Here is a 16,452-nt window from a genome sequence, read left to right as displayed (position 1 = left end):
TGCTTTTCTATTTAAGTTAAAAAGAATGCTCTTTAAGCTCATTTTCTGTTGTTTCTATAACGTTGTTTTTAATCGTTAGTGACGTAAATGCCCCTGTCAATGCAGCAGCGATTAAAAACCAGGATGCAGCATTGTAAGAACCGTTGAATACAGTAAGAACGAACCCAATTACGGCTGGAGAGATACCACCGGAAATTTGTCCGCCAAAACTGACTAACCCTGTCACAGAACCAGTTAATTCCTTTGCTGAGTATTTAATGACCATTGTGTATAGTGACGTTCCGATAAACGCGATTGAAATAGCATTTAGGGTCATATAAACAATCCCAAGTGAAACAGACGTTGCATTAAACATCAAATAAAGAAAGAGGGCAGAAAATATTGATCCTGCTGCTGTCAGGTATTTTTCTCTTCCAGCCATATATTTATCTAAAATCCAGCCACTAACATTAAACATAAGAAAGGAGGTAAGGAACGGTATGGCCATCAAGGCACTTGCTGACACCAAGTCTAAACCTTTACTTACCCAATAAGAAGGCATCCAGGAAACTATACCCCAGTTCACTATATTTGAAAAAAATTTAGTACAGAATATCTTCCAAAAATTTTTTGTATTAAATACCTTTTTATAAGAAACTTTCTTTTGACTTTGCTTCTCGTTATTTATTTGTATATCTACCGGAGATTTTAGATAAACCCAAACTACCCATGCTATCAAAACACCTATTATACCAATGCTGACAAACATCCATCTCCACCCGAGGGAAACTACCAAAGCCCCTATAACGACTGAACCTAGCGCACCACCGAACGTTTGTGCAGATAGATAAAAAGAAGTTGCTCTCCCCCTTTCTTTATCGGGAAAGTTTTCGGAAATAGATCGTATGCTGGCAGGAAAAATACCACCTTCCCCAATACCAAACAGGAAACGAAACAAAAATAGTGATGCAAATGACCAAGCAAAACTCGTAAAAGCAGTAAAAACCGAGAAACCTAAGATTGAAAGAATTAATATTTTTCGTGATCCGTATTTATCTGTAAGCCATCCTCCTAATGGATGCATAAGGGCGTAGCCGATAAAAAAAACACTTAATATCAAACCTGATTCAAAAGAGTTAAGCTGCAGGTCCTTCTGAATTGGAATAATTGCTACGTTAATCGCCGCTTTATCAATGAAACTTATTGTCGCTACTATAAATAGAAGAATGATAATGATGGTTTTACGCTTTTTATCGGTCGCATAAGCTTTCATTCAATTCGCTCCTTTTTGAAGTATCGACATAATCCTCCCCATTTGTGTTACAAATCTCATTACAATAAATATAGGTTAAGCAGTAATTATTACTATACTTATCCGATTCAAAAACAGGCGGTGGAAAAGCTTTCATTTCATTGTAAAGTAAATAATATATTGAAAGCGCTTTCTAATTCTTGTTAGAGAACATATAACTTATCCTCTAACAATTGAAGCCTTCTAATTTACAACGCGTGTCGTACCTTCCCAAAAAGGTTTTTTCAACTCTTTTTTATCTATCTTACCTACTGATGTTAGTGGTAATGATGTCTCAATATATATTTCTTTAGGAACCATATAGTTAGAAGTACGTTCTTTGCAGAACTGAATTAACTCTTCCTTGGAACACGTTTCCCCTTTACGAAGCACTGCAAATATACAGACCGCTTCTCCCCAATCAGCATGTGGTATGCCAATACATGCACTCATTGATACAGCAGGGTGCTGGTTAATAATCCTTTCCACTTCAGCGGGATATACATTTAAACCACCAGAAATGATCATATCTTTTTTTCGTTCAATTATATGAAGAAAACCGTATTTATCTAGTTTTCCGATATCTCCCGTATAGAACCAACCATCACGGAATGCCTCTTGGGTAAGATCGGGTCTTTTGTAATAGCCGACTGAGACAGAAGGGATTTTGACAGCAATTTCCCCTGGCTGAAGAGGCTTCACGTCATTTCCATTGTTGTCAATCAGGCGAACTTGGGTAAACATACACGGCTTTCCGCAGCTTTTTAACACTTCAGGGTTGTTTTCGTACGCCCAGATATGATCGCTTTTTGTAAGTCTTGCAATCAAGATACTGCATTCTGTCATCCCATACTGCTGCCTAAAAATAGGTCCAAAGATTTCAAACGCTTCTTTTAGACGTTCTGTAGAGATAGGGGATGAACCATAATTGATGTTTCGCAACGAGCTCACCTCGTAGGCTTTTTTCTTAGCCTCTTCAATCAATCGGTAAATAATTGTCGGAACAATAAAAGTACTGGTAATACGTGCTTTTTGTACAGTCTGTAAAAAAACCTCGGGATTAAAAGACCGCATGATGTAGACATGACAGCCGGATACCAATGACCTCTGAAGCAGCACACCTGCCGAATGAATAAGCGGTGTACAAAACAAAACCTTGTCTTGATCATCGTACGGATATTCCATGCACGAAGCCATGATCGAGGCTCCAAAACCCTGTTGTGAATGCATGACTCCTTTAGGTGTGCCTGTTGTGCCACCAGTATATGATATTGTTGCTAAATCATCCAACGAGGCGACGGGAAATTCCATATTGCCTTTTGTATCACCCAAATCAACAGAATGGAACTCATCGGGATATTCGACACCGAAACCCGAAAGACCAATAACAGTCACGCTGTTTTTATCTGCCTCTTTAAGATAGTCATGCACAGTCTCTACATGTTTCTGGGTTGCCATAATTACCACTTGGGGCTCGGCATTTCTCAAGATAAACTCGCTCTCTCTAACCCCCAGCTTATCATTTAAAGGAATTACGGTTGCCCCACATCGACTTACACCAAGATTATATATGACATTTTCAATGCTATTTGGGACTATAACAGCAACATGGGTTCCAATTTTCACGCCTAGCCGAATCAACTGGTTGGCTACCGTATCTACTCTATCCCGCAATTCCTTATAAGTGATGGTCTCGTTTGTTTCTATGCAAGTAAGTGCAGGCTGGTAATCAAATTTGTTTATTCCATTGAACAGAAAAGCCTGATAAGTTAAATTATCCATATAAAATACCCCTTCCTATTAAAATTCGAAAATGATAAATTGAATTTAACTTTTGATTTTCGTAATATTTTTAGCGACTAAATCATGTATAAATTCTTTTTGGTAGCCTAAATTCCCGAGTATTTCCTCAGTATGCTGTCCCAACTGCGGGGCAGTGTTACGATACACGTCAAGCCTGGTTGAGAAAAGTGCGGGAAACCCCACTTGGTATTCTAAATCGCCCGTTTCAGGGTTGACCATCTCCCCGATAATACCCCGTTCTCTGAAATGCCTGTTATTGAACACATCATTCGCATTTTGGACGGGCGCCCAAGGAATATCGTTTACAGTTAAGAGACTTTCCCAGTAATGTAATGGTTTTGATAGAAAGATCCCTTTCAAGAGAAAATGGAGTTCCACCTTTTTTTTCATTCTTATTATTGGATTTTTCCATTGGTCAATGGCTATACTTGGAAACTCTTCCTGAAGGGATTCTATCAGGTTTCTCCAAAATTTATCTTCATTCATCCCAAGAGTTAGCCATTGCTTGTCCTTCGTTTCATACATATCATTTCCTGGCATCACCAAATGAAACTCTTCTTTGGATAGCACAGCCCCATCTTTTACCAAGTAAGGAAGGAACATTCCGACCCATGAAGCCATGACATCAGTCATAGCCACATCTATATACCGACCTACCTTCGAACTTTGTAATTCATGTAGTGCACTAAGAATAGAAAGAGCAGCCATAAGACCGCCTGCAAAGTCAGAAACCCGGGTCGCAGGTCTCCCCGTAGGGAACTCCATTTGGGATGGAATACCAACCATTCCGGCCATGGCTAAATAGTTCAAATCATGTCCCGGACGATCTTTATACGGTCCCGTTTGCCCAAAACCAGATAACGAGCAATAGATGATACGCGGATTTACCGCTTTAATGTCTTTATAGCCAAGCCCCAAACGATTCATCACCCCCGGGCGGAATCCTTCTACGATGACATCCGCTTTTTGAGAAAGTGTAAGAAATAATTCTCTTCCCTTCGGGTGTTTTAAATCAAGGGCAACCGATTTCTTATTTCGATTAAGGATGTTGAACAATGAGGCTGATTTTCTAGTTGCATCGCCATGTTCCGTGTCTTCAATTTTAATTACATCCATTCCCAAATCGCCTAGCAGCATCGTGCAATAAGGTCCAGGTAATAAACGAGTTAAATCTAGCACTTTAATTTTTTTTTGATATTCAGACAAAATACTCACACCTTCTTCTCTTATTTCTTCAGCAATTCTTTGGCAATAGTGTTTTTCTGAATTTCGGATGTACCAGTTAGAATCCTAAACATCCGTACGTCTCTATACATTTTCTCGACTGGGTGCCCTTTCATTAACCCTTGCCCGCCAAAAATTTGAACGGCTTTATCGGCAACTCGATTGGCGACCTCTGAGGAAAAAACTTTAACCATGGATGAAGCCCCTTTCACATCTTCACCGTTATCAATCTTTTCGATTACATCGTAGAGCATGCTACGTGCGGCGTAAATTTCAGTCGCCATCTCCGCTAACATATGTTGAATTGCTTGAAATTCCCCAATCGGTCGACCGAACTGAACCCGATGCTTGGCATGCTCAATGGATAAGTTTAGAAGCCGCTGAGCCACGCCGAGGTAGGTAGCCCCCCACGATGCTCGGTTTTCATTTATCCTGCTGAGTCCCAGCAACAAACCCTTGCCCGGTTCACCGAGAATATTGGAAGATGGGACTCGACAATGATTAAAGATAAGCTCCGCTGTACTCCGTTCTCCCGAAATCGGTACTTGAATTTCCCCTAATTCAAAACCTGACTTTCCCTGCAATTTTTTCTCCACAATAAACGCGGTAACTCTTTCACCGCCTTCCTCAACGATCTCTTTTGCAATCACGATGGCCCAATCTGCATAAGGGGCTGCGCTAATAAAATGCTTTTTACCCTGTAAAATGTAGTCATCACCGGCTCGTACTGCCGTCGTTTGAATTGCTTTAGCATCTGATCCCGCCTCGGGTTCAGACAACGCAAAACAACATCCCGCTTCTGCATTGATAACCGGCATTACATACTTTTCTCTTTGTTCCGGGGAAAATACCTTTAACATTTTACCGATTCGCAAAGGTCCTCCAATTTCACCTAATACGTGCCCCCAAAGAACCGCACCGGATTTTGTCAATTCCTCCTTCAAGACACATAGCCCTTTCAGGTTAAGTAATTGTCCTCCTAACTCTTTAGGAAGACTGATTCCGTAAAACCCTAACTCCTTAGATCTCTTTCTTACCCACTGGATATGTTCCATCGGAATTTCTTTTTCTGAGTCAATTTCGTTTTCTCTCTCAAACGGCAACAACTCGTTGTAAATGAAATAAAGCAGCTTATCTCGTAAACTCTCTTCATTCTCGCTTTGTACATCCTGCATACTTTTACTCCTTTCATTCTTAAGTTTCAGAGGAATCGAAAACGCTTTCAACTGTTTTTTAATCGATCCCAATTATAGATTGAATAATTTTAATATTCTAAATCTATTTTATATATGGTTATAAATAATGTAAAATGGCTATATATCATATTTACTTGAATGAAATTCATATAAAGGAGTAAAAATTTATGCATATTGAACAATTAAAATATATTGTTGAAGTGACTAAAACACGTTCTATTTCCATCGCTGCACAAAATCTTCATGTTTCTCAGTCTACAATTAGTAAGGCTATTACCAATTTAGAACAAGAATTAGGAATTAATTTGTTTACACGTTCACGGTTAGGCGCTATACCGACAGCTGAAGGCAAAAACATCATAAAAAAAGCGTATGAAATTGTAGTTAAACTACATGAAATACAAGAAGAATCGCAAGCGCAAACATCCTTAATAAATGGAGAAATACATCTATCTGCCAGCGCCAGCTTCTTCACGCCAATTTTACTCAAATCATTATCAAACTTCAAAAAAGACTATCCCAACTTCCGTATTGTCATGACGGAAAAAAAATCACCAAAAATTATTGAAGATGTTTTAAAAGGTAAGATTGACTTTGGATTAGCGATGATCGATGAAATTGATTGGGATGCTCATGAAGAGTTAGTTTTCGAAACACTATTAGAAGGGGAAATAATGGTATGTGTTAATAAGCATTCTCCATTGGCATTCAGTGACTATTTAACTCCTGAGGAATTAATCAACGAAACAGTAGTTATGTATGATGGGGGAAGATGGAAAGATTCCATTTCTCTATTTATGAATAGATACGGCCCAATGAATATTTTATTTACTTCAAACAATACTGAAGTCATCAAAAAAGCCGTTTCAGAAGAATTGGCGATTAGCTTTTTGATGGATATAGCACTAAAAGATGATCATTATGTTAAAAGTGGAGAAATTATCCCAATACCTTTAAAAAATTTCGATTCCAACCGCCGATCCTTCGGATGGGTAAGGTCAAAGAAAAAACATTTTTCTTTTGCAACCAGAGAGTTTTTAAAATGCATAAAATTACATATCTCCAAATTAGAATGAGGTACCAAGCACAGCTCGTCAATTGCCTGTTAAAATTACATCAAAATTCCAAAAACAACAATCTCCTGAGAACCCATTACAATTAATTGGTTACAGTAACTATAACTTGTACAGGTAAGGAATCCATTTAGAAGACATGAATGTGAAGTATGACAGCATTTGATGGAATTGATGTTATTGATGAAGAATTGATTTGTAATACAGTCACAGAAAAACTTAATCATACATATGCATCAAGTTATATAGAAGCACTTAAAATAATTCAAGATGTTGAAGGAGAAGAAAAACTAGCATAATACATAATCATTTACCCATGTTATCAATTAAGGTAGCATGGGTCTTTTCATTGTCATAAAGTGCTGGAGGTAAATAGTATCAAAACCCTTTCTTAAATGCAAAAGGTGTTTTGATGTTCCACTTTTGAATGTAAGGAGCGGAGCAACGAAGTTTCAGAGGCTAGAGAACAGAACTCTAATACGCTTATCATCACAAATAGCACTTTGAGTGTGGGAGTGGAAGTGCTACTCATTAAATATAAAAATGAGACCATGGTTTTGGTGAAAATCACCCCCGATCAAGAAACACAATGATTCAATACTATTTATTTGTATTCCAAATTAATAAGGAATACAAATAAGCCTCTCTCTAAGTTTGAGAGGCTTATTGTAAGGAACAATATTTACTGTTAAGGCTGATTATAACTGTACTTTCTCTGGTCACGCAGTGGTCACATGTGGTCACAGAAAAGTAGTTTTTTTACAATCCATTTTTATCCTTTTATTCAAAAACTACAAAACCCTTATATATCAATGTTTCCAGCCCACATCGATGGCATCAAACAGGACGGCACTTCAGAACCTGTCTTCCGTAATGGGGATTGGGCGTTTTAAATAACCGGCATTAAGCGTGATCACTTGAAAACCTTCTAATCATAGCCACGTGATTCCTGTAAAACCAGGGAACATGTGGCTGTTTTTTTCATTCACAGTTAAACAATCACCATTAGGCTTTTAGCTTTTGTCCAGCAAACTGAATGACATGGCATGCCCCTTTTTATCATTGGAATATCTTGAACACATCTTTCACTGCCAAATATGTTATACTATTATTAAAGAGGGTGGCTAAATTGAAAAGCAATAAGTATAATACTGGTGAAACAGTAACTATTCAGGATACTAATGAATCAGTAACCATTAATAAATGGGCATATGTAAAAAACATGAAAAGATATTCTTATACTGTTAAAGAACATCCGACTACTTTTTTCTTTGAGGAAGAATTAAAAAAAGCTTAATGACAAGTCACTAAAAACCTACTCAGTCAGAGTGGGATTTTTTTTGCTTTCATTTTTTAGCACAATAAAAAACAGACTCCCGAGGAAGTCTGTTCATATAGGTTACGATTTAATTTTAAAATTAAGCTTTTTGAACGTTAGCAGCTTGAGCTCCACGTGCACCTTGCTCAACTTCGAAAGTTACTTTTTGACCTTCGTCTAAAGATTTGAAGCCTTCGCTTTGGATAGCTGAGAAATGTACGAATACATCGTCTCCGTTTTCGCGTTCGATAAATCCAAAACCTTTTTCTGCATTAAACCATTTAACTGTACCTTGTTCCATTGTTGTTGCCTCCTAGTGCATAACACACATTGTATTACTATTTTTAATCATTTGGAAAATAACGAGTATCCTCTTCCATAACCAAAAACAATTCTTTATTAGATTAACATGAATTGATGCAGATAGCAAATTTTCGAGTGATATTTTAAGTTGGCTTCACATTCTTTTTGACTTCCTATTTTCTTTATTTATCCAATTTAATGATTCAGATAGTAATTAATGGGTATATCAGAGTAATAAGAAACCGTACGATTTTCATTTTAAGAATGATCAACAAGGAGGCCACTCAATGAAATATTACAAAGTTTCTAATAGCGGTTTTGACAGTAAGGTTATTGTAGCCTATAGCGGGTATGAGGCACTCGGGTATTATTTAATGGAAATCGATGATCAACTTGGTTTTGTTGATGATATAGATGTGGAAGAAGTGGATGCTGATGAACGAGTCGAGATTTCCCATACCGGGTATCCCGTTTATAAAACACTAAAGGAGCTATATCAAGAGAAAGATTTTTGGGAAGTTCCTAATGTTGTCGTGGAAGTCGAATAATGAAAGCACCCCACATCTTTAAAAGAATTCCAATTTACCTCCCAATCAACTCGGTCAAATAGTATTTGGTAATTGCCAGATATTCACGGGTATATGATTTCAATAGTGACACTTTTGGTGTCTTTGCCGGCATTCCTTTTATGTCCAAGCCTTCTCTTTTTGCTATTTCGACTGCCCGGTAGATATGAAAGTCATTACTAACGATCAATCCTGGAGCTGCTGTATCAGGAATGAGTTCTTTTGAGAAAACAATATTTTCCTGAGTTGTTGTAGATTTGTCTTCCATCATGATGCGTGCCTCTTCAATTCCTTGGGCGATTAGTCCCTGTTGCATTGCTTTTGCTTCCGATATTTCTTCTCCCGGTCCTTTGCCGCCAGATACAATGGCCACTGTCTGTTTATTAGCCGATAAATATTCTGCAGCTTTATCTATCCTGTATTGTAAGGATAATGATGGCACCGAACCTTTGACCCTTGCTCCAAGAATAATGAGATAATCGGCATGTTCCGGAATTTGCTGGTGAATGGTTTCTTGAATTTTCATGTGCAAAAAACCAAAATACCCCAGTACTGCAATAACGCTAATTACACAAAATTTCTTTAAAGTTTTCCCCCGCTTCTTTTTCTTTTCCTTATATAACATGCTTTCCCACTAACTCCCTCATAACTAAGATCGAAGAGCGGGAAATCATGAAGGACTTCCCGCTCTTCCAAAAATATTGAATTCAACAGCTTATTCTGCAACCATATCATCATATATCAGTTTTCCAATTTTACTGATTACTTGACGGCTTTCTTCCTCTGATTTCATATCTTCAGTAAGAACTGCAGCATAAACAGTTTGTGTTTCTGACCGAATGATTGCACAATCATGGGCAACTCCCCGAATTCCGCCCGTTTTGCTTGCGACCTTGACCCCTCTGCCCATCAGTGATGGAAGTTTATCCCTTAATTGCTGATTGTCAAATACACGCAATATTCTTTCCTGGCTTTCTTTCGTTAAAAAGTTGCCTGTATGTATGGCTTTTAAGCAGGTAATCGTATCTTCCGCCGATATGGTATTGTCGCGCCCTTCTTTTAGTGCCTTAAAATCCTGCATTTTTCGTTCAAGGACAGTATTTTTCAAACCAAGTTCCTTGATGCATTGATTGATTTCCTCAAAGCCCAGCAGGTTCATCATCATATTCGTGGATGTATTGTCGGAAACGGTTATCATCAATGTCAATAAATCCTCTACGGTTAAAAATACCTTGTTCGATAAGACATGCAGGACCCCGGAACCCCCAGTCACTTCATTAGGCGGGATGGTCACTGGTTGGTTCAAATAAATTTTCTTTTGTTCACTTTGACGATAACCTTCGATGATCATTGGTATTTTGATTAAACTCGCTGATTGAAAGGATTCATTCTCGTGATATCCAATCGTGTCCCCAAGACCATTTTCAATTTTATATGCGATTCTCCCATCAAATGTTTCAACTAATGCCAAGATATCATGTTCTATAGTCTGTAAGGTCATCTATCCCCTGTTCCTCCCTTATATATCATTTAATCCCTTAAAAAAAATACCTTATACCCTAACTTATTCTACCATGTTAAAAGCAGTACAATCTTCTTATAAATTCCACATTGAATAAATTATTGTATAAAAAAAAGAGCCTTTATATCGAAAGCTCCGAGTTTATTTACAAAAGGGGGTCCGTCTGGATTTTTAAACTAGTTGATTGGAACGGAGGGTGCGAGACTCCTGCGGGAAAAGCGCGTCCAAGGGAGACCCCACAGGCGCCAAGAGCGCCGAGGAGGCTCCCGGACCGCCCGCGGAAAGCGAGTGCCTGGAGAGGAAATCAACGATCATATTTTACACTCCCTCAAAAAAAACGTAGGCAATCTTAATTATTATCGATTTTGTCTACAGTTTAAGAGCCTTCATATCGAAAGCTCCCTCAATAACTATTATTCATCTGGCATTAACTGCCCGGCTCTTCGCTAATGGGAATCGTTTCTTCTCGGTTGTATCCACCTGTGTGATTTTACCATCATGTACGGTTATTAAAACTGATCCATATTGCAGATCTTCCAAGCTTGAAATGATATGCATGATTTTCAATTCTTCTTTCTTTTCCATAATATCTCTCCCCTTCACTACTGGTAATAAAGCTTCGTTTCATGCCTAATGTTAAAAGTGATCTCATGAAAAGCGCAGGTGCTTCCCACTTTCAATGTTTTCTTGAGGAACTTGGTTTACCTATCATATCCTCATCACTTTACTTTCCGAATAAGAATAACCAGTTAATAGGAACTCCATATTCCCCTCCCCTCACTATAAATAAAAGGCACCCGCCATCTAATTAGATTAGATGTAAGGGTGCCTTTAGTTGACTAATCGGCAATATTCGGGATGCTTATCTTATAGAAAAATACGATTCAAGCAACAAACCATATTATTCTTACCAACTAACTTGGTATTTACTAATATAATCCATTTTTCTCCTATTGTCAATATTGCGTTTAAATTTTCTGATTAGTCTGCGTTTTACATTTTACTTATTTACCACTTTACCAAACTAAACTATTTGAGATATACTATTTTAGTATAAGTTGTCGGTATAAACACACATATTGTATATAAGAAAGGTTCGATATAAATGGTAAATAAAAAATGGGGTTTATTGATTTTGACCACATTCGTAATTGGAAATATGGTCGGCGGCGGAATTTTTATGCTCCCTGCTCAATTAGCACAGGTATCCAGTCCATTAGGGGCGACATTGGCATGGATTGTTACTGGACTGGGAGTTTTTCTAATAGCTTTAGTGTTTGGTAACCTGGCAGTCCGGAAACCGGATTTGAAGGCTGGACCGCAAAGTTATGCCCAATCATTATTTAAATCTCCTGCTAAAGGAAGGGTTTCAGGGTATAGCATGGCTTGGGGCTATTGGGCTGCGAATTGGGCTGCGACAGCTTCTGTCATCATCTCATTTGCTGGTTACCTATCAACGTTTTTCCCGGTGATGCATAGTACGAAAGTGATTTATACAGCGGGTTCGTTTCAACTTGAACTAGGTAAAGCATTAACGTTTGCGGTATGTTCCATTGCCCTTTGGGGGATTCAGGCAATCTTGGTAAGAAGTTTTAACAGTGCTGGGAAAATGAATCTTTTTGCTACAGTTACCAAAGTGCTTGGATTCTTATTTTTCATCATTATCACAATATTCATCTTCGACACTTCCAATCTAGGAAACGGAGCTGAATTTTATGATAAGGCGGGTTCAGCCGTCTCTTTAGGTGATCAAGTGAATGCAGCTGCAATTTCAACATTATGGGCCTTCATCGGTATCGAAGCTGCCGTCATGCTTTCAAACCGTGCCAAGTCACAAAATGATGTAAAGAAAGCGACGATTTTTGGTTTACTTATCGCTGTTGCCATTTATATCGGCATTACTTTATTGACGATGGGTGCCATATCACAAGACGAGTTGAAAATATCACAAAAACCGCTTGTTGACGCACTACAAGCGGTAGTTGGTTCAAGCGGCACTTATATAATGGCTGCTCTTGCCGTCATTTCCTTATTGGGATCGACAATCGGATGGATTGTCGTTGCCTCAGAAGTTCCTTACCAGGCAGCGAAATCGGATTTGTTTCCGGCCTATTTTGCGAAAGCAAACAAAAATGGCACACCCGTCCGTTCTATGACAATAACAAATATCATGACACAGATATTCTTATTCTCCACTATTTCGGGTACGATTTTAGAGGCTTATAAATTTTCGATGATCGTCGCTACACTCGCTTACTTGATTCCGTATCTTGCATCCGTTCTGTATCAATTGAAACTGGTCATGACTGGGGAAACCTATGACATCATGAAAGGCTCAAGGGTACGTGATGGAATTATCACCATCCTGGCGTTAATCTACTCGATCTGGGTCATCAAGACAGGTACAGCCGATATGAATACATTCATACTTGGCATTGCCTTATATGTATTCGGAATCGTCCTATACCCACTCTGGATGAGAAAAAAAGCATAACCTTAAACACCTTGGCACAAATAAGTGCCAAGGTGTTTTTTTATATATCCTTTATTGCCAATCTAGTTCTCAGCTGAACAGTTTCACCAGATCTTAACTCCCTCAATCCGGTCAATTTTGCTGACAAATCCAAATTAGGAGCATTCGTTACCCATGTATATGGTTCAGGACAGACGAACCCCTCCTGGTTGAATAATACCCAAAACATAAAATGTTGATCGGCATGATAGATGACATGTATGCCAGCCTCTTGGTCAGTGAGAATGCACTCGTTTTCGAGGGCTCTTTCCTCATCATAGCCAAATAGGTCATCAAACAGCCGGCCCTCCAAGCTAAAGCCGTTTTGGATTTCCATTGTATCGGCCGTTTCATGAATTGCACCAGTGGGCAATGACCTTTCATTCAACTCCCAATGTTTATTGACGGGAAGAGATATTCTGCAATCCTCCAATTTCCCCCCTGGTCCAAATGGAAAATTGAATACAGTATGATAGCCTGCCCCCCACGGAAAGGGTTCAATGCCCTTGTTGGTGATTTCCAATTTTATATCCAATGTTTCAGCCCTTAAAGATAAAGACATATTCACAGTGATATCTTGTGGAAAGCTATCTTTTAGATCAAATTCACTGCTTGAAAATTCAGTATTAATGACGATTTCTTTCCCGTTCACTTCCTTTTTGCAGACTTGCCAAGGCTTGTCATGTAAAAAACCATGTATATGATTGAATTTTCCCCTTTCATTGACCGGAAACCTATACTCAGTCCCCTTATATGTAAATTGACCACCTTCAATCCGATTAGGAGGAAACAGGATAGGCATTCCGTATAAAATGGGAGCTTTTTTATACTCTTCCAGACTAACCGGAGTTCGCAGCACCTCAATATCCTTATGCTTGTACTTAAGCGAAAGCAGATTGCTTCCTAAAGATGGCGCAAGTATCGCTTCCACTTTTTCATTGCCGAACTTTATGGCCTTTTCATTTAAAAAAGTGATATCTTCTATGTAACCTGTCACTTATTCTCCTCCTTTGACTTGAACATATATCCATCCTACTTCCACAGACCATTTTTTGCAACAAATGGAAAATATAATTCGTTATAATCTATCTGTATTTAACAAATGTGTTGGTAATCTAGCATTTTGCTTTGTTTGCTTTACTATTTTTCTATTTCTCTTTTATCTTTTTCCTTCGCCCGATCAAGTTGTACCTCATTAAATAAAAAAAGGATGCCGTTACGGCATCCTTTTTACTTATCTATTACTTTCACTTACTAAAGCCACTATGCCTTCTTCATCATCCAAAACAAGTTCAATACCCGAGTATGGATCTTTATTCATATATTCATCCAGCCATAAGCGAAGCGCTTCTATCAAGTTGATGGTAATTAACACTTGTTTCCGGCCATCGACAAACGCTTCCGCCGAAAAGCCATAATCATCATCATACATTAACTCGACTTCCACCTCATTGGGCTGTACCTGCTTTTTACGGGCAATGTAAACACAAACCGCATTGATGATATCTTGTTCGGATATCTTTAGCCTCTCCATGGGTTTGTATCCTCTTTCTTCTTCTTATCTTTGAAATATGTGAATATCTTACGGATTACAACGATTAATACCACAACCGCCAACACGTTGATTAATAGACCAAGTATAGAACCAAGCATTCCCATATTGGCGAATAGGCTTCCAAAAAGTAAACCAGCCAGTCCACCTAGCATAATTCCTTTCATTAAGCCGCCTTTTGCGAATGTGTTTCCACTCTTAGCTTTATTGGCAGTAGTAGCATCGGACTTCTTCGTTTCTTTATTTTGGAAATTCGAATTATTATTGTTGTTGCTGTTAAAGCTTCTTTTGCCTGACTTGTAACCCCTTGCATCGACTGATTCCGCATGATCCTGGAATACGTAAGTGCCGACTGGCGAGAATGCTAGTGTAATTGTAAGTAATGCAGCCATAAATTTTTTCATCATGTTTTTTTGCCTCCGTTTATAGTATGGAATGATGTTTCTTTATATGTTTTCCCAGAGTTACTGAAGTCCACATCACCTATCCTTGTTTTATCTTATAGTATTTACGTTGAAATTCAAAATAAGTTTCATTTTTTTCGATTTTTTTTCAAAAAAATAAGCAGGGGCATTTTCTCCCCTGCTTATTATTGAACTATTAGTTTACACGAACGACACGGCCGTTGAATACACCTGCCCAATATCCGCTTTCCATATTGGCGATTGCAACACCTGTTGAACTTTGGGAACCGATAAATTTGCCGCCGCCGACATAAATACCGACATGCCCATCAGTTTTATAGGTATTGAAGAACACTAAATCTCCAGGTTGTATTTGGCTCTTAGATACTTGACGTCCTGCATTTTTCAATGCATCCGTACTTGCTGGAAGGTTAACACCAGCTTGTTTATAAGCCCATGCAACGAATCCTGAACAATCGAAAAGACCGTTAGCAATATCGGATGCCGTTCTTCCGCCACCAAATTTATATGTGGAGTTACCGATATATTTATAACCTGCTGTAATGGCAGAGCCTGTATTTGCACTGCTTGGCTTGCTTGATGTTTCAGTTTTACTGGCTGCAGGTTTAGCAGCAGAACTGTTTTTAGATGAATTTGAAGATGATTCACCTTTAGATGAGCTTTTTGCCGAAGCTTCGCCTTTAGAAGAACTTGATGATTCTTCGTTAGAAGAGCTTGATGATTCTTCACTGGAAGAATTTGAAGTACTCACTTCTTCAGCAGCACGGTCAAGATCTGCTTTCTCTGCTGCTTTACGTTCTTCCTCTTTTTTGATATTTTCACGGATGGATGCAATTTGTGCTTCTAAACCGGCATCTTTATTCTCTAAAGATTGTTTTAGTGCTTCTGTTTCCGATTCCTTCTTTTCAATCTTAGCCTTCATGTTAACAGTTTCAGCTTTTTGATCTTTAATTTGCGATTGCATGCCTTTAAGCTCTACTTCCATATCCTTAAGGCTTTGCAATTTTTTCTCAACGGTCGCTTGTTTTTTTTCTAAGTCAGCTTTATCCGCTTCCTGCTCGCTAAGAATCTGTTGGTCAGCTTCCACGATAGTGGCTACCGCTCCAACACGATTAACGAATTCACCAAAGCTTTTAGAACCTAAAACAACTTCTAGGTACTCAACGTCCCCGCCGCTCTCTTGGAAAGAAAGTGCGCGCTCTTTCAAGACTTCCTCGCGTTTTGCGATTCTTTCTTCCAACGCTTTAATTTCTTTCTTTAAAGAATCTATGTCTTTTTCGGTGTCTTTAATTTCTTGTTTAGTATCTTTGATTTTTTGGTCATTTTCTTTCATTGCCGATTCGATCTGGGCAATTTGGGCATTCATTTTCGATTGTTCTTTTTTCAATTGCTGAATAACTTGTTCTGCCTCTGAAATATCTGATTGTATTCCTGTACGTTGTGATTGAATATCCGTGATAGATTCAGCTTTTACAGACGGTATGGCAAAAGCGCTTCCTAATCCAAGCATAATTGTCGTGTTCAATACGATAAGTTTTTTCTTCAAACTCATTTCCCCTGCTTTCCTCCCCTTGCATTTCCATCGACCCACTTCTTTTTCTCTATGAAAAATACTTAGTCAAAATAAATTGCTGGGAACTCTTCTCTATTTTTTTTACTCTTTATGTAATCTTCTAAGGTTGAGATAA

Annotated in this window: 17 protein-coding genes; 5 read left to right on the top strand and 12 right to left on the bottom strand. The window is 38.4% G+C overall.

The window, feature by feature from the left end; genetic code table 11:
- Nucleotides 1-16: 16 nt before the first annotated feature.
- The 4 genes from OSJ91_RS07775 to OSJ91_RS07760 form a co-directional block, all read right to left on the bottom strand.
- On the bottom strand, nucleotides 17-1,252 hold the full coding sequence (locus tag OSJ91_RS07775; RefSeq protein WP_350301825.1) for an MFS transporter: 1,236 nt from the start codon (nucleotides 1,250-1,252) through the stop codon (nucleotides 17-19).
- 222 nt (nucleotides 1,253-1,474) lie between these two features.
- Nucleotides 1,475-3,052: a class I adenylate-forming enzyme family protein gene (locus tag OSJ91_RS07770; RefSeq protein WP_350301824.1), complete on the bottom strand. Its 1,578-nt coding sequence runs from the start codon at nucleotides 3,050-3,052 to the stop codon at nucleotides 1,475-1,477.
- 45 nt (nucleotides 3,053-3,097) lie between these two features.
- Nucleotides 3,098-4,279 (bottom strand): CaiB/BaiF CoA transferase family protein, encoded by a 1,182-nt coding sequence (locus OSJ91_RS07765; protein WP_485891340.1) that lies wholly within the window; start codon nucleotides 4,277-4,279, stop codon nucleotides 3,098-3,100.
- Nucleotides 4,280-4,299: 20 nt separating this feature from the next.
- On the bottom strand, nucleotides 4,300-5,472 hold the full coding sequence (locus tag OSJ91_RS07760; protein WP_485891339.1) for an acyl-CoA dehydrogenase family protein: 1,173 nt from the start codon (nucleotides 5,470-5,472) through the stop codon (nucleotides 4,300-4,302).
- A 188-nt stretch (nucleotides 5,473-5,660) separates the two neighbouring features.
- Here OSJ91_RS07760 and OSJ91_RS07755 point away from each other — a divergent pair, with 188 nt between their 5' ends.
- The 3 genes from OSJ91_RS07755 (at nucleotide 5,661) to OSJ91_RS07745 (ending at nucleotide 7,863) form a co-directional block, all read left to right on the top strand.
- The gene (locus tag OSJ91_RS07755; RefSeq protein ID WP_350301822.1) at nucleotides 5,661-6,569 is read left to right on the top strand and encodes a LysR family transcriptional regulator; all 909 of its coding nucleotides are present in this window, start codon (nucleotides 5,661-5,663) and stop codon (nucleotides 6,567-6,569) included.
- A 149-nt stretch (nucleotides 6,570-6,718) separates the two neighbouring features.
- Complete coding sequence (locus OSJ91_RS07750; protein ID WP_350301821.1) at nucleotides 6,719-6,865, top strand: hypothetical protein; 147 nt, start codon at nucleotides 6,719-6,721, stop codon at nucleotides 6,863-6,865.
- An 830-nt stretch (nucleotides 6,866-7,695) separates the two neighbouring features.
- Nucleotides 7,696-7,863, top strand: a complete 168-nt coding sequence (locus OSJ91_RS07745) for a hypothetical protein (protein ID WP_164855016.1) — start codon at nucleotides 7,696-7,698, stop codon at nucleotides 7,861-7,863.
- Between the two features lie 121 nt (nucleotides 7,864-7,984).
- Here OSJ91_RS07745 and cspC read toward each other — a convergent pair whose 3' ends face one another.
- Nucleotides 7,985-8,185 carry a cold shock protein CspC gene (gene cspC, locus OSJ91_RS07740; RefSeq protein ID WP_034314312.1) on the bottom strand — a complete coding sequence of 67 codons (201 nt, stop codon included), beginning with the start codon at nucleotides 8,183-8,185 and terminating at the stop codon, nucleotides 7,985-7,987.
- A 289-nt stretch (nucleotides 8,186-8,474) separates the two neighbouring features.
- On the opposite strand from cspC, the gene OSJ91_RS07735 reads away from it, so the two are divergent.
- Nucleotides 8,475-8,735, top strand: a complete 261-nt coding sequence (locus tag OSJ91_RS07735) for a hypothetical protein (RefSeq protein WP_350301820.1) — start codon at nucleotides 8,475-8,477, stop codon at nucleotides 8,733-8,735.
- Nucleotides 8,736-8,769: 34 nt separating this feature from the next.
- Here OSJ91_RS07735 and OSJ91_RS07730 read toward each other — a convergent pair whose 3' ends face one another.
- The 3 genes from OSJ91_RS07730 to OSJ91_RS07720 all read right to left on the bottom strand — a co-directional run bounded on the left by OSJ91_RS07730 (nucleotide 8,770) and on the right by OSJ91_RS07720 (nucleotide 10,860).
- Nucleotides 8,770-9,378 carry a YdcF family protein gene (locus OSJ91_RS07730; RefSeq protein WP_485891338.1) on the bottom strand — a complete coding sequence of 203 codons (609 nt, stop codon included), beginning with the start codon at nucleotides 9,376-9,378 and terminating at the stop codon, nucleotides 8,770-8,772.
- 90 nt (nucleotides 9,379-9,468) lie between these two features.
- Nucleotides 9,469-10,254: a serine hydrolase gene (locus OSJ91_RS07725; protein WP_485891337.1), complete on the bottom strand. Its 786-nt coding sequence runs from the start codon at nucleotides 10,252-10,254 to the stop codon at nucleotides 9,469-9,471.
- A 438-nt stretch (nucleotides 10,255-10,692) separates the two neighbouring features.
- Nucleotides 10,693-10,860 (bottom strand): YezD family protein, encoded by a 168-nt coding sequence (locus tag OSJ91_RS07720; RefSeq protein WP_350301817.1) that lies wholly within the window; start codon nucleotides 10,858-10,860, stop codon nucleotides 10,693-10,695.
- Nucleotides 10,861-11,380: 520 nt separating this feature from the next.
- Between OSJ91_RS07720 and OSJ91_RS07715 the strand changes: the two genes are divergently transcribed.
- Nucleotides 11,381-12,769, top strand: a complete 1,389-nt coding sequence (locus tag OSJ91_RS07715) for an amino acid permease (protein WP_350301816.1) — start codon at nucleotides 11,381-11,383, stop codon at nucleotides 12,767-12,769.
- 40 nt (nucleotides 12,770-12,809) lie between these two features.
- Here OSJ91_RS07715 and OSJ91_RS07710 read toward each other — a convergent pair whose 3' ends face one another.
- The 4 genes from OSJ91_RS07710 to OSJ91_RS07695 all read right to left on the bottom strand — a co-directional run bounded on the left by OSJ91_RS07710 (nucleotide 12,810) and on the right by OSJ91_RS07695 (nucleotide 16,316).
- Nucleotides 12,810-13,784, bottom strand: coding sequence for an aldose 1-epimerase (locus OSJ91_RS07710; protein WP_350301815.1), 975 nt, complete (start codon nucleotides 13,782-13,784; stop codon nucleotides 12,810-12,812).
- A 237-nt stretch (nucleotides 13,785-14,021) separates the two neighbouring features.
- A complete protein-coding gene (locus tag OSJ91_RS07705; RefSeq protein ID WP_076366987.1) occupies nucleotides 14,022-14,321 on the bottom strand; it encodes a YxcD family protein in 300 nt (99 codons plus the stop codon).
- Nucleotides 14,309-14,743 carry a hypothetical protein gene (locus tag OSJ91_RS07700; protein ID WP_350302816.1) on the bottom strand — a complete coding sequence of 145 codons (435 nt, stop codon included), beginning with the start codon at nucleotides 14,741-14,743 and terminating at the stop codon, nucleotides 14,309-14,311. The genes OSJ91_RS07705 and OSJ91_RS07700 overlap by 13 nt, the downstream gene beginning before the upstream one ends.
- 196 nt (nucleotides 14,744-14,939) lie before the next feature.
- Nucleotides 14,940-16,316, bottom strand: coding sequence for a C40 family peptidase (locus OSJ91_RS07695; RefSeq protein ID WP_350301814.1), 1,377 nt, complete (start codon nucleotides 16,314-16,316; stop codon nucleotides 14,940-14,942).
- Nucleotides 16,317-16,452: the final 136 nt, after the last annotated feature.

Source organism: Bacillus sp. T-10(2022) (genome assembly GCF_056502895.1).
The sequence above is the reverse complement of the archived record's forward strand: the minus strand, read 5'-3'. Positions and strand labels throughout refer to the sequence as shown.